General features: G+C 71.0%; 14 protein-coding genes. 6 read left to right on the top strand and 8 right to left on the bottom strand.

The genetic code is table 11. The features are described from left to right. Positions 1-21: 21 nt before the first annotated feature. The gene (locus AB0N07_RS28195; RefSeq protein ID WP_365839758.1) at positions 22-708 is read left to right on the top strand and encodes a pyridoxamine 5'-phosphate oxidase family protein; all 687 of its coding nucleotides are present in this window, start codon (positions 22-24) and stop codon (positions 706-708) included. A 53-nt stretch (positions 709-761) separates the two neighbouring features. Here the strand turns inward: AB0N07_RS28195 and AB0N07_RS28190 are convergent, their stop codons facing one another. The 3 genes from AB0N07_RS28190 to AB0N07_RS28180 all read right to left on the bottom strand — a co-directional run bounded on the left by AB0N07_RS28190 (position 762) and on the right by AB0N07_RS28180 (position 3,487). Continuing rightward, entirely contained in the window at positions 762-1,721 is a 960-nt protein-coding gene (locus AB0N07_RS28190) for an EamA family transporter (protein WP_365839702.1), read from the bottom strand. Positions 1,722-1,890: 169 nt separating this feature from the next. Then, positions 1,891-2,889 carry an EamA family transporter gene (locus tag AB0N07_RS28185; protein WP_365839700.1) on the bottom strand — a complete coding sequence of 333 codons (999 nt, stop codon included), beginning with the start codon at positions 2,887-2,889 and terminating at the stop codon, positions 1,891-1,893. A 52-nt stretch (positions 2,890-2,941) separates the two neighbouring features. Next, complete coding sequence (locus AB0N07_RS28180; RefSeq protein WP_365839698.1) at positions 2,942-3,487, bottom strand: Clp protease N-terminal domain-containing protein; 546 nt, start codon at positions 3,485-3,487, stop codon at positions 2,942-2,944. Positions 3,488-3,706: 219 nt separating this feature from the next. Between AB0N07_RS28180 and AB0N07_RS28175 the strand changes: the two genes are divergently transcribed. Together AB0N07_RS28175 and AB0N07_RS28170 are read left to right on the top strand one after the other, a co-directional pair. Then, on the top strand, positions 3,707-3,874 hold the full coding sequence (locus AB0N07_RS28175) for a hypothetical protein (RefSeq protein WP_365839696.1): 168 nt from the start codon (positions 3,707-3,709) through the stop codon (positions 3,872-3,874). 116 nt (positions 3,875-3,990) lie between these two features. Next, the gene (locus tag AB0N07_RS28170; RefSeq protein ID WP_365839694.1) at positions 3,991-4,419 is read left to right on the top strand and encodes an SRPBCC family protein; all 429 of its coding nucleotides are present in this window, start codon (positions 3,991-3,993) and stop codon (positions 4,417-4,419) included. 65 nt (positions 4,420-4,484) lie between these two features. Here AB0N07_RS28170 and AB0N07_RS28165 read toward each other — a convergent pair whose 3' ends face one another. Further along, positions 4,485-5,120, bottom strand: a complete 636-nt coding sequence (locus tag AB0N07_RS28165) for a PadR family transcriptional regulator (protein WP_344399177.1) — start codon at positions 5,118-5,120, stop codon at positions 4,485-4,487. A 144-nt stretch (positions 5,121-5,264) separates the two neighbouring features. On the opposite strand from AB0N07_RS28165, the gene AB0N07_RS28160 reads away from it, so the two are divergent. Then, positions 5,265-6,161 (top strand): aminoglycoside phosphotransferase family protein, encoded by an 897-nt coding sequence (locus AB0N07_RS28160; RefSeq protein WP_365839692.1) that lies wholly within the window; start codon positions 5,265-5,267, stop codon positions 6,159-6,161. Positions 6,162-6,220: 59 nt separating this feature from the next. Here the strand turns inward: AB0N07_RS28160 and AB0N07_RS28155 are convergent, their stop codons facing one another. Together AB0N07_RS28155 and AB0N07_RS28150 are read right to left on the bottom strand one after the other, a co-directional pair. Beyond that, complete coding sequence (locus AB0N07_RS28155; protein ID WP_365839690.1) at positions 6,221-7,861, bottom strand: thiamine pyrophosphate-binding protein; 1,641 nt, start codon at positions 7,859-7,861, stop codon at positions 6,221-6,223. Beyond that, positions 7,858-8,643: a cyclase family protein gene (locus AB0N07_RS28150; RefSeq protein ID WP_365839688.1), complete on the bottom strand. Its 786-nt coding sequence runs from the start codon at positions 8,641-8,643 to the stop codon at positions 7,858-7,860. The genes AB0N07_RS28155 and AB0N07_RS28150 overlap by 4 nt, the downstream gene beginning before the upstream one ends. A 144-nt stretch (positions 8,644-8,787) precedes the next feature. Here AB0N07_RS28150 and AB0N07_RS28145 point away from each other — a divergent pair, with 144 nt between their 5' ends. Beyond that, positions 8,788-9,597 (top strand): PhzF family phenazine biosynthesis protein, encoded by an 810-nt coding sequence (locus AB0N07_RS28145; protein WP_365839686.1) that lies wholly within the window; start codon positions 8,788-8,790, stop codon positions 9,595-9,597. A gap of 28 nt (positions 9,598-9,625) precedes the next feature. Here the strand turns inward: AB0N07_RS28145 and AB0N07_RS28140 are convergent, their stop codons facing one another. Beyond that, on the bottom strand, positions 9,626-10,426 hold the full coding sequence (locus AB0N07_RS28140; RefSeq protein ID WP_365839756.1) for a type II CAAX endopeptidase family protein: 801 nt from the start codon (positions 10,424-10,426) through the stop codon (positions 9,626-9,628). Between the two features lie 199 nt (positions 10,427-10,625). On the opposite strand from AB0N07_RS28140, the gene AB0N07_RS28135 reads away from it, so the two are divergent. Continuing rightward, positions 10,626-11,069 carry a hypothetical protein gene (locus AB0N07_RS28135; RefSeq protein ID WP_365839684.1) on the top strand — a complete coding sequence of 148 codons (444 nt, stop codon included), beginning with the start codon at positions 10,626-10,628 and terminating at the stop codon, positions 11,067-11,069. Here AB0N07_RS28135 and AB0N07_RS28130 read toward each other — a convergent pair. Then, positions 11,066-12,583 carry a glutamate-cysteine ligase family protein gene (locus AB0N07_RS28130; RefSeq protein WP_365839682.1) on the bottom strand — a complete coding sequence of 506 codons (1,518 nt, stop codon included), beginning with the start codon at positions 12,581-12,583 and terminating at the stop codon, positions 11,066-11,068. The genes AB0N07_RS28135 and AB0N07_RS28130 overlap by 4 nt on opposite strands. Between the last annotated feature and the right edge of the window lie 291 nt (positions 12,584-12,874).

Genomic DNA, 12,874 nt, shown 5'->3' with positions numbered 1-12,874 from the left:
ACTAGTGCAATGGAGATCGCAATGCAGGGGACCCAGCAGCAACCGACGTCGCAGCCCGCCGCCTACACGCCGACCGACCGCACCGTCCCCACCCGTTCCGCGGACCGGGCGTCCTATGACAAGGAGCTGGTGCACGCGATACTCGACGAGGGTTACGTCTGCCATCTGGGCTTCGTGCGGGACGGGGCGCCGGTCGTGCTGCCCACGCTCTACGGGCGGGTCGGCGACCGGCTCTACGTGCACGGCTCGACGGGCTCGCGCCCCCTGCGGATGACCGGCAAGGCCGACCCCGGGCTGGCCGTGTGCCTGACCGTCACGCATGTCGACGCGCTGATCCTGGCCCGCTCGGCCTTCCACCACTCGATCAACTACCGGTCCGTGGTGGTGCACGGCATCGCCCATGACGTGACCGACCCGGAGGAGAAGCGGGCCGCCCTGGACGCGCTGGTCGACCACGTCGTACCGGGCCGGGCGGCCGACTCCAGGCCCGCGAACAAGAAGGAGCTGGCCGCCACCGCCGTGATCCGCCTGGATCTGAACGAGGTCTCCGCCAAGCTCCGCACGGGCGGGGTGAACGACGAGCCCGAGGACCTGGCCCTGCCGCACTGGGCCGGCGTCGTCCCGCTGCGGAAGGGGTACGAAGCACCCGTGCCGGACGGGGACCTGGCACCCGGCACCGCGCTTCCGGACTACCTGGCGGTGCCGTGAAGGCCGGGGGCTCTGCCCCCGGCCCTCCGTCATCGGTCTGAACGGTCTCGTCCTCAGACGGACGGGCTTTCCGGCAGCGGATCCTCCACCACCGTGCCGCGTGCCTCCGCCAGTGCCAGGCCGGCCACCGAGCCCAGCATCAGCAGCGTGCCCGCGAGGGTGGCCGGAGTGAGCCGTTCGCCGAGCAGCGCGACCGCCAAGGCCGCCGCGCCGACCGGTTCCAGGAGCATGATCACGGACACGGTGGCCGACCGGACGGCGGCCGCACCCGCGAAGTAGAGGCCGTAGGCGAGAGCTGTGGGGACGGTGGCGAGGTACGCCAGCAGCCACACGGTCCGGGCCGGATGCGCCGTGTGCGGGACGATCCCCTCGGCCAGGGCGAACGGCAGCAGACAGAGGCTGGTGACCGCGAACGCCCCCATCGACGTACTGGAGGCGTCGACCTCACCGTCCCTGCCCCACCAGCGCGTGAACAGGGTCAGCACGCTGTACCCGGCCGCGGACAGCAGGGCCGACAGCACGCCCGACAGGCGCACGGTCGCTCCGCCGCCGCCGAGGACGAGCACGCCCAGCCCCGCCAGGGCTCCGGCGACGGCGGTCAGGCCGCCGCGGCCCAGCCGCTCCCCCATCGTCAGCCGGGCGCCCAGCGCGATGAGCACAGGGCCGGTGCCGAGCGTGACGACGGTGGCGACGGCGAGTCCGGTGGCGGACACGGCCGCGAAGTAGGCGGTCTGGAACACGGCGAGCCCGAGGCCGGAGACACCGACCCGCAGCGCTTTGCGACGGAGCGGTTCGCATACGGCGGTCCGCCCGCGCGGACGCAGCAGGCGGGCGGCGAGCAGCAGGACGAGGCCGGCCGCGCAGCGCCAGAAGGAGAGCGCGGCACAGCCCATGTCACTGGCCCGGTAGACCAGGGAGGCGGCCGCGCCCGCGGTGCCCCAGGCGGCACCGGCGACGATCAGATAGAACAGGCCTCGCCCGACGGGCAGGCCGAAAGCAGCATTCGACGACACGAAGGTCTCCGCAGAAGTTTCGGAAGGGACCCGGCATCGGCCGGGCCGTGGACTTCTTCTGCGGGCAGCACCGTTTGGCCCGGCACCGGGCCGGGCGTGGTTTCCGGAGGGCCCGCCTCAGGCGGCCGGAGGCGGAAGAACGAGTGCGTTCGAATGCATGATCAGCACCCTAGGCGGCGCCTTCGCGGGACGACAACTCCCTTTCCGGGCCGCCGCTCGCCACCGGCTGAGCAGATCCCTTGGCAGGTGCCGAGGACTGGGCGATGAACGCACCCACCAGGACGACCGTACCGCCGACGATCTGGGGCGCCGACAGGTGCTCGCCCAGCAGCACCCAGGCCAGGACCGTCGCGACGACCGCTTCGAGGCACGCCACGACGCCTGCCACCTGCGGGGAGAGCCGGCGCACCGACAGCACACCGGTGACGTACGCGAGGACGGTGGCGATCAGGACGATCCAGGCCAGCAGGAGCAGGGCGGCGACCGGGGTGCCGTCCATGTGCGCCGTGCCGGTCAGCACGGACCAGTGCATGGCCCACGGGCGGGCCACGGCGGTCAGGACGACGGCGCCGATCAGCAGGCCGTAGGCGATGACGCCGAGCGGGTCGGGTGCGTCGTCGCCGGCGTCGCTGCCCTGGTCGGACAGGACGAAGTAGCCGACCTGGCAGCAGGCGGCGCCGAGGGCGAGCAGCAGGCCGACGGCGTCGAAGCTCAGCCCCGACCAGACCTCGACCACACAGGCGAGCCCGCCGGCTGCGAGGACCACGCCGAGCGCGGCGGCGCGGGTCACCGGCCGCCGCTGCACGAACCGCACCCAGCCCAGGACCAGCGCCGGCGCGAGGTACTCGACGAGCAGCGCCACCCCGACGGGTATGCGGGATATCGCGGCGAAGTAGCAGGCCTGCACACCGGCCACGGCCAGCAGTCCGAACCCGGCGAGCAGCGCCGGGCGGCGGCGCAGCAGCGCGCGGTGGCGCACGGCGACCGGCAGCATCACCAGGGCAGCGCCTGCCACGCGCAGCCAGACCACGTGCAGCGGGTCGAGTCCCGCCTCGATCAGGGGTTTCGCCGCGACCCCGGATCCTCCGAAGGCGGCCGCGGAGGCGAGGGCGAGTCCGAGTCCGACACGTTTGCCGGGGCCGCCCTGGCTGCTTTCAGAGGTGTGCACGGGCCCATGATGACAGGCGAGGACATGAGCGTCACACCAGATGACACCTGTCTCAGCGACTGGACCGCCGCGGCTGCGCCAGTCGGTTCTCGATGCGTGCGAGCACGGTGGCCGTTTCGATCCCGGCCCGGTCGAGGACCTCGACGGCCCGCGCCTGCGGGTCCACGACGATCGCCGCGAGGAGGTCGATGCCGCGGGCCGGTTCGGCACCACGGACGGCGGCGCACTCGCAGGCGTGGCCCATCGCGCGCGCGGCGAGCGGCGAGAAGCCCTCGGCCTCCGCGACCACGGGTACGGCGCCGGAGTCCTCGACGGAGCCCTGCCAGCGCAGGCCGTAACCGATGCTGCGCTGCACCAGGTAGCCGAGCAGCCGGGCGATCTCGGGCCCGTCGTCGAAGACGGCCCGCACCTCGGGGTCCTGCTCCAGGAGCGAGTGCAGCAGATGGGCCGTGTCGATGTGCCGGTCCCTGTCGCGCACCGCCCGGCGGCGGGCACCGGAGACCACCGCTGCCAGTTCGGCACTGAGCCTGGCATCGTTGTCCACGCGGGGACCGAGGGCCTGTTCGCCGACCGACTGCCGGGGAATACGGGGTTGCACAACCCCTACCTCATCAACCTCCCCGCCTCCGGTCGTCCCCGCGGGGGAGCATTTTCGCGTCCCACAGGGAGTGGACCCGGCCGACAGGAATCTCCTCCTTACGGATGAGATCCGGCCGTTCTGCCCCTGGGGGCGCGCGCCGTCTTGCCACGCGCTCGGCGGGCAACCACAGCGCCCCGTCGCACGTCCAGGAAGTGCGTGGAGAGCAGGTGCTGGCTGGTGTCCCTGCTTGCCGTCGACGGCAAGCAGTACGTGTACCGGGTGGACGCCCCGGAGGACGCGCTGCCCGCCGACCTGTTCTGGGACGCCTGGCACTGCCACGACGAGAGCGCCCTCCCGCGCGCCTGGGATCTCTTCGACGCCGCTGTGATACGCCGGGTCGACTGACCGCTCGGGGGCGCACCGGGAAGCACCACAATTCCTGACTGTTCATCAGTATTGAATGTTCCAGGCCCTGCGGCTACGTTCCGCGACACCACAGCCCGACATGAAGAGGTGGTCGCATGCCCGAAATCAACGCGGAGGCACGGATCGAGGCGCCGGCCGAGAAGGTGTGGGCACAGCTGATGGACTGGCCCACGTACGGCGAGTGGAACGCCACCCACACCAGCTTCCCGCAGGGCGGCCCGGCGGCGCTCGAAGTGGGCGGGACCTTCCAGGAGAACATGAAGCTGATGGGGTTCCCCGCCGAGGTCGAGTGGACCATCTCGGAACTTGAACCGGCCCGGGTGTTCGCCATCAAGGGCAAGGGTCCGATGGCCGTGAACCTGGCCACGCGCTACACCCTGACCCCCGAGGGCGAGGCCACGAAGGTCCGCATCGACGGCGAGTTCACGGGCGCCGCGGTCACTTTGATGGCAGGCAGACTGAAGGACTCCGGGACCGCCGCGTTGAACGAGTCGCTGCGCAAGCTCTCCGGGCTGGTGTCCTGACCGCCAGACACGGGAAGGCGCCTCGCGGACCGGTCCGCGAGGCGCCTTCGTCGCCGTAAGAACCGTCAGTCCTCGTCGGCGAGGATCAGGTACAGCTTCTTGCGGGCTTCGTTGATGACCGTCAGCGCCTTCTCGCGCTGCTCCTTGTTGCCGGTCTTCCAGACCTGACCGAAGGCCTCCATCAGACCGAAGCCGGCCTGGCGGATCTCACCGAGCGCCTCGAAGTCGATGCCTCGGGAGGCCTCCTCCCAGGGCGCGTCCGGGCCCTCGTCGGCCGCGGCACGGCCGGACTCGGTGAGCGAGAAGAGCTTCTTGCCGCCCTCGCTCGCGCTGGTGATCAGGCCCTCGTCCTCCAGCAACTGGAGGGTGGGGTACACCGAGCCGGGGCTGGGCTTCCACGCCCCGCCGCTGCGCTCGGCGATCTCCTGGATCATCTCGTAACCGTGCATGGGCCGGTCCTTCAGCAGGGCGAGGATCGATGCCCGTACGTCACCTCGCCGTGCCCTGCCCCTCGGTCCGCCGCGCCCTCGTGGCCCCCAGGGGCCCGGGCCGAAGCCGGGTCCGCCGAAGCCGAAGCCGCCCGGACCACCGCCGGGTCCACCCGGCCCGAAGGGGCCGAAGGCACCGCGCCGGCCCTCGAAACCACCCCGCCCGCGAGGGCCGGGTCCACCGTGTCCACGTTCGAATCCATGGGAACGCATCGCAATCACTCCATTCCATCGTTGATCTGTCGCGATGCGTCAACGATATATCGGAACACTTCGCATGGCAAGACCCGATGGAGCGCCTTGACGGACGCGAATCCCAGTTGATCTCTGGACTCTGACGCATGGAGACTGGCTGTCATGGCCATGCATGACGACCAAGTGGACGTGACCTGCGAGATCGTCGCGACCTTGATCCAAGACCAGTTCCCTCAATGGAGCGGCAAGACGGTCCGGCCCCTGTCGTCGACCGGGACGGTCAACGCCATCTTCCGCATCGGGAACGATCTCTCTGCGCGTTTCCCACTGCGTCTGGCAGATGCTGCCGAGGCGCGGGCGGTTCTGGAACAGGAAGCCCGGGCGAGCGCGGAGCTGGCGCGGGTGTCCCGCATCCCCGTCCCGGAACCCGTTGCCTTGGGAAAGCCCGGAGCGCGTTACCCCATGCCCTGGTCGGTCCAGACGTGGCTGCCGGGAACGGTCGCCTCCGATGCCGACCCGAGTGGGTCGGACGCTTTTGCCGAGGACCTCGCGGACTTCATCGCGACCCTGCGGAAGGCCGACACGCGGGGGCGGCTCTTCAGCGGCGACAGTCGCGGCGGCGTTCTCACCCACCACGACGAGTGGATGGCGACGTGCTTCGAGGAGAGTGAGGGGCTGCTCGACGTGCACCGACTGCGCCAGGCGTGGAGCCACTTTCGGAAGTTGCCGCGCACGGGTGCGGACGTGATGAGCCACGGTGACCTGATCCCGGGCAATGTACTGGTCGCGGGAGGCCGGCTCAGCGGCGTACTCGACACCGGCGGCTTCGGCCCCGCCGACCCCGCGCTGGACCTGATCAGTGCCTGGCACCTGTTGCAGCCGGGCCCGCGGGACGTGCTCCGGCGGACACTGGGATGTGACGATCTGGAGTGGGAGCGCGGCAAGGCATGGGCGTTCGAACAGGTGGTGGGCCTCGTCTGGTACTACCTCGAGAGCAATCCTGCGATGAGCAGAATGGGGCGCCGGACGCTCGACCGCATTCTGGAGTCGATGGAGTGACGCCCCACTCGTGGGCCCGACCCCGGGTCGGGGCCGGGTCCGCATGGACCGTGCGGCTCTCAGTGGCCGCGGAACGCCTCCTCCAGCCACCAGGAACCGTGCTCGCGGGTCACCTTGGCGTCGATCAGCAGGGGTGCCGAGCGCGGTCCGGCGACCCAGTCCTGTACGGCCTTGAGGTCGGCGGGCGTGCGGACGGTGACCGCCTCGAAGCCGTAGCCGCGGGCCACGGCGGCGATGTCCGTCTCCGGGAAGGTGACCGTGTCCAGCGGGAAGCCGTCGGGGCCGAAGTGGTGCACCTCCGCTCCGTAGGCCTCGTCGTTGTAGACGACGACCACCATCGCCAGCCCGAGCCGGCGCACCGTGTCGAGTTCCACGGCGCTCATCAGCGCGCCGCCGTCGCCGAGCGCGGCCACCGGGAGCCGGCCGGGCTGGGCGAGGGCCGCGCCGATCGTGGCCGCGAGGCCCAGGCCGATCGACTGGAAGGCCTGGGTGAAGCAGAACCCGTTGTGGTCCGGCACCGAGAGATACGCGCTCGGGTAGCCCATGAAGTTTCCGGAGTCGACGCCGACGACCCGCTCGGCGGGGAGGATGTCGTCGAGCGCGATGCTCAGCGTCCGCGGGTCGATCCGCTCCCGGGTGCCCTCGTCCTCGTACGGCACGTCCCGCCACCGGACCCGTGCGGCGAGGGCCTCGGCGACGTCGGGCGTGCGGTAGCCGCTGCGGTTCTCGCCGCCGGCCTCCAGTGCCCGCCGTGCCGTGCGGTCCACGTCGCCGGCGACGCCCAGCGTGACCTCTCTGTGCGCCCCGAGCGCCTCCGGGTCGTCGTCGACCTGAACGACGGTCGCGTCCGGGCCGATCAGGCTGCCGTGCCGCATGGTCCACATGTTCAGGGCGCAGCCCCAGCCGACGATCAGGTCGGCGCCCTGGATGAGTTCGACCGCGAGGGGCGAGGCGAAGCCGCCGGAGACGTCCAGCGAGTAGGGGCTCGCGTGGAACAGGCCGCGGGCCACTGCCGAGGTCGCCAGGAGCGCGCCGTACCGGTCGGCCAGGGCGAGGAGCGCGTCGCGGCTGCCGGTGGCGCGCGCGCCACGGCCGGCGACGAAGACCGGCCGCCGGGACCCTTCCAGGGCGCGTACCAGCTCCGCCACCGCGGCCTCGGACGGTTCGACCGGCTCTCGTACGGGCATGACATGCGCGCCCGGCAGAGCCCCGTCGGGCACGTCGAGGGCCTGCACCTCCAGCGGCAGGTTCAGCAGGACCGTGCGCCGCTCGTGCCGGGCCCGCTGGAGGGCCGCGCGGGCCTGTTCGACCGCGTCGTGCGCCGTCGTCACGCGCGCGGTGACGGCACCGACGGAGTGCGCCAACACGGCTTGGTCGATACGGAAGTTGGAGCGCTGTGCGGTCGCCTCGGCGGCCAGCACCAGCAGCGGGGTACGGCTCTTGGCGGCCTCCGTGACACCGGTCAGGGCGTTGGTCAGGCCCGGGCCCTGATGGACGCTGAGCGCGGCGACCGTCCCGCTCGTGCGGGCGTACGCGTCGGCCATGGTCGCCGCGCCGCCCTCGTGCCGTGCGGCGACGAACCGCGCGCCCGCCGCCACCATGGCGTTCGTCAGATGGAAGTTGCCGGAGCCGACCACGCCGAAGACATGGTCGATCCCCGACGCGACCAGGGCCCGCCCGACGGCTTCGGCGACCTTCACGACCGCTCCACCAGGGCGAGGACGCGTGCGGGTGATCCGGAGCCCGAGACGATCGGCAGCGGTCCCGCGATGACGACGGCGCCGGTCGGGGGCAGGGAGCCGAGGTTCTGCAGTTGGGTCAGCCCGTACTTGTCGGCGCCCAGGAAGTAGGAGTGGCAGGGGAAGGCGGGGTCGAAGGAGTGCGCCCGTCCCGCGTCCGTGCCCACCGTCTCCGTGCCGAGGCCGAGCACCGGGGTCTCCTCGGCGACCCAACGGGCGCACTCCGCTGACAGGCCGGGGGTGTGCGGGCCGTTCTCGTCGGCGTTGAGGAATGCCTCCTGCGACTGCGAGCGGGCGTCCCAGCCGGTGCGCAGCAGCAGCCAACCCCCTTCGGGCAAGGGCCCGTTGTCCGCCTCCCAGGCCTTGATGTGGTCGACCTCGACCAGGAAGTCGGGGTCCTTGGCGGCGTGCTCGGAGAAGTCGAGTACGACCGCGGGGGCGATCAGCCGGCCCGCCGGTACCGAGGCGACATCGGCGAGGTCCTTCCCGGTGACCCAGTGGACGGGTGCGTCGAAGTGGGTGCCGGTGTGCTCACCGCTGCGGAAGTTGTTCCAGTACCAGGCCGGTCCCCGGTCGTCGTACCGGCTGATCTCCTCCAGCTCGAAGACCTGGGTCTGGCCGAACTGGGGCGGCAGCTGGATCACCGGTGTGGTCGACGACAGCGGCGAGGTGAGGTCGACGACTTCGATCGATCCCCCCTGCAGCCCGGTGAGCAGAGCGGCGAGCACGGACGGCTGGGACATCACGGCCTCCTGGGCAAAGGCTGAACGGTCAACGACAGGGTGTCAGCAGAGAGGCGCTCCGCTGAGGCACGCGGCCCGGAAATCGGTCCACCGGACCCGGATTGGCCTTGGTGGAAGAATCCACTCCGCCCTAGCGTCGAAGTCATGCGAATCCGAATCGTCGACGCCTTCACCGATCGCCCCTTCGCCGGCAACCCCGCCGGCGTACTGCTTCTCGACGACTTCCCCGACGACGACCGGCTCCAGAAGATCGCCCTGGAGGTCAACCACGCCGAGACCGCGTTCGCGCACCGACTGCCCGAGGGCAAGGACGCCGACTGGGCGCTGCGCTGGTTCACGCCCGCGACCGAGGTCAACATGTGCGGGCACGCCACACTGGCCACCGCCCATGTGCTGCACACCACCGGCGCCCACGAGGGGACGGTGCGGTTCGCCACCCGCAGCGGCGTCCTCATCGCCATGCCCCAGGAGGACGGCTCGATCACCCTGGACTTCCCGACGGCGCCGCTCACACCGGTCGAGGTCCCGGACGGCGTGGCCGAAGCGCTGGGCGCCGAGCCGCGCGCCGCCTTCGACACCGGTCCGAACGTCGGTGACCTGCTCCTCGAACTCGCCGACGAGAAGACGGTCCACGCCCTCACCCCGGACCACAAGGCGCTCGGTGCCTACTCCGAGCGCGGCATCATTGCCACCGCCCGCGCCGAGGACCCGGCCCGGGGCTACGACTTCGTCTCCCGCTGCTTCTTTCCGAACGCCGGCATCGACGAGGACCCGGTCACCGGCAGCGCCCACACGGCCCTCGCGCCGTTCTGGTCCGAGCGGCTCGGCCGCCCCGACCTCACCGGCCTGCAGGCCTCGCCCCGCTCCGGCCGCGTCCGCACACAGCTGCACGGCGACCGCACGCTGCTGAGCGGGCGCGCGGTCACGGTCATCGAGGGCGAGCTGCTCGCCTAGCTAGCCTAGCGTTCCCGGCTGCCGGCGCTCACGCCGTCGGCAGCCAGCCCACCTTCCCGGCCAGCAGCGCGTACCCCACGAACGCTCCGATGTCGAGCAGGGAATGCGCCACCACCAGGGGGCCCACCCGGCCCCAGCGCCGGTACAGGTAGACGAAGACCACACCCATCACCATGTTGCCGACGAAGCCGCCGATGCCCTGGTAGAGGTGGTACGAGCCGCGCAGTACGGAACTGGCCACCAGTGCGGTCCCCGGTGTCCAGCCCAACTGCCCGAGCCGGCGCAGCAGATAGCCGACGACGATGACCTCTTCGAGGATCGCGTTCTGCATCGCCGAGAGGACCAGCACGGGGTACTTCCACCACACGTCGGGCAGCGCCTCCGGCACCACCGTGAGGTTGAAGCCGAGCCCGCGTGCGGCCAGGTAGAAGGCGATTCCGGTGCTGCCGATCACGGCCGCGACCCCGGCGCCGCGGCCGAGGTCGGGCCACGGCCGGGTGCGGTCGAAGCCGATGGTGCGCAGTGACTTGCCCTCGCGCAGCAGGAAGTGCGCGACGAGCGCGACGGGCACCAGGGCCGTGGCGATCCCGAACAGCTGCCAGGCCAGATCCAGCCAGGGGCGGCCCGGCGCGGCCGAGGCGTTGAGGGTGGCGGCCTGCTCCTTGAGCCCCCCTGGTTTCGTGACCGATCCGACAAAACTGATCAGGGCGGACACACCACTCGCACCGAGCGAAAGCCCCAGAACGAGCAGCGTCTCGTCACGGAGAATCCGTCGCGAGGGCCGTTCCGGCGGAAAGGAATCGGCCACCGGGCCCGCCTCTGCCTGCACACCTGCCTCCAGTTGAGTCATCCAGCCTCATCCCCACCGCCACGCCACCAGGGTCTCGAAAGAACTTACGAGGATCGTGCGCCAGGCCGTCGGGGGGGACGGACGCCGTACGGGGCGTACCTCCCCCTTCTGCCTGCCATACGGCCGCAGTCCGGCACGAGGTTCAACAGGGAGGGGCACCGTCATGGGACGTCACAGCTTGCCCGATCAGTATGGGGCGGGCGGCAGCGCCCCCCGTCCACGTGCGCGGCCGCGCACGGTGGCCGTGGCGACGGTGCTCGTCCTCGCCGTCGCCGTCGGCACGGCGGGCGCGGTCAAGAGCGGGCTGCTGTCGTTCGGCATCGCCGTGGGCCCCGACGGAGACCGCCAGGAGGCCGAACAGACAGCGGAGGCGACGGGCGGCCCGGGCCAGTCGGTGAGCAACCCGTCACAGATCCAGTCGGTGATGCTGAAGGCGATCGTGGCGGCGGGGCCGAGGGGCGACGGCCAGGAGGCCTCGGCGAAATCCGGTGCGGTGCGGCAGCGCCCCTTCGGGGGCGCGGGGCTGCATCGATATGCGGCTCCGCCGCGCGGCGCGACCAGCCGCTACGGCGCCGCAGACAAAAGACGCCCCACAGCGGCGCAATCGGCAGAGCGCGGCTAGCGCGCAGGCACGGGCTCCGGCAGCCCAACGGGCCAGGTATGCACCGGCTCCCCCACCCGCATCAGCTCGCTGTACCTCCGAGTCGTCGCCGCCAGCGCGGCATCCCGCGACAGCCCGGTCTCCAGGGCCCGATGGAAGGTCGCCGCCTGCCACGTCGCACCGTTCACCCGGCGCCGGCAGCGCTCGTCGATGACACCCAGGTAGAGGTCCCGGTCGGCGCGTTCGACCCCCCACGCGTCCAGTCCCGCCTCGGCGAGCGGCAGCAGTTCGTCGCGTACGAGGCTCACCGCGTCGACCTGCACGGTGCCGCCGTACCGGCCCCGCCGCGGCCATTCCAGGCGTGCGTCGATGCCGTGCTTGCAGGCGGCGTCGAAGTTCGCGGCGGCCGCCTCGAACGGCAGCCGGGTCCACACGGGCCGAGGCTCCTCGGAGAGGGCGCGGACGAGGCCGTAGTAGAAGGCCGCGTTGGCGATGACGTCGGTGACGGTGGGTCCGGCGGGCAGGACGCGGTTCTCGACGCGCAGGTGCGGGACGCCGTCGGCGATGCCGTAGACCGGGCGGTTCCAGCGGTACACGGTGCCGTTGTGCAGGACGAGTTCGGCGAGCTTGGGGACACCGCCCTCGTCGAGGACCTGCAGCGGGTCCTCGTCGTCGCAGATCGGCAGCAGGGCCGGGAAGAACCGCAGGTTCTCCTCGAACAGGTCGTACGCCGAGGAGATCCAGCGCTCCCCGAACCAGGTGCGCGGTCGCACGCCCTGCGCCTGCAGCTCCGGCGGCCGGGTGTCGGTGGACTGCTGGAACAGCGGGGGCCTGGACTCGCGCCACAGCTCGCGGCCGAACAGGAAGGGCGAGTTGGCGCCGACGGCGATCTGCGCGGCGGCGACGGCCTGCGCGGCGTTCCAGACGTCGGCGAAGCGGCCCGGAGTGACCTGGAGGTGCAGCTGTACGGAGGTGCAGGCGGCCTCCGGCGCTATCGACTTCGAGGTGCAGGTGAGGCGCTCCACGCCGTCGATGTCGAGGACGAAGTCCTCGCCGCGCGCGGCCACGATCTGCTCGTTGAGCAGCGCGTAGCGGTCGACGTCGGAGAGGTTGGAGGAGACCAGGTCGTCCCGGTCGAGTGTCGGCAGAATGCCGATCATCACGATTCCCGCGTCGAGCTCCCCCGCTTTTCGGTGGGCATATGCCAGCGAGGTGGTCAGTTCCTCGGCGAGCCGGTCGAATACCCGCCCGCCCAATCGATGTGGGGCAATGTTGACTTCCAGGTTGAACATGGCGAGTTCTGTTTGGAAATCACGGCTTGCGATCCGCTCGAGAACCTGCGCATTGAGCATTTTCGGCATGCCGTCGCCACCGGCAAGATTCAGTTCGATCTCCAGTCCCATGAGGTTCTTCGGGCGATCGAACCGCTTCTCGTCCAGGAGCCGCTCCAGCCCCGTCAGGCACCTGCGGAGCTTGTCGCGGTAGTGCTGCCGATCGGACAGGTCGAACCGGCCTGCCACGACCTTCTCCCCCATCGAAGCGTCCCTCCTCGCGTGGGGCGGCCCGAAGTTCCGGCCGCCCGGTGTCGGGGTCACGTGGGATGATGCCCAGCCGCGGCGATCGATAACGTCCCCGCGCACGGACGTCGCCCGCTACTCTGATCAGCATGACCGTTGGCACATTCACCGGGCATGGGGCACAGCGCAGTTTCGGGCCGACGACGAACTCGTGAAAAACGCCGACGAGAATTGGCCGACCGCTCCCCGGCTATTCCCCGAGGTCATCGGCGCAAGGTAGCAGCGGAATCGGGATGATTCCTGCATATC

The organism is Streptomyces sp. NPDC051172 (genome assembly GCF_040682555.1).
GTDB lineage: Bacteria > Actinomycetota > Actinomycetes > Streptomycetales > Streptomycetaceae > Streptomyces.
This window is presented reverse-complemented; position numbering and strand designations above follow the sequence as displayed.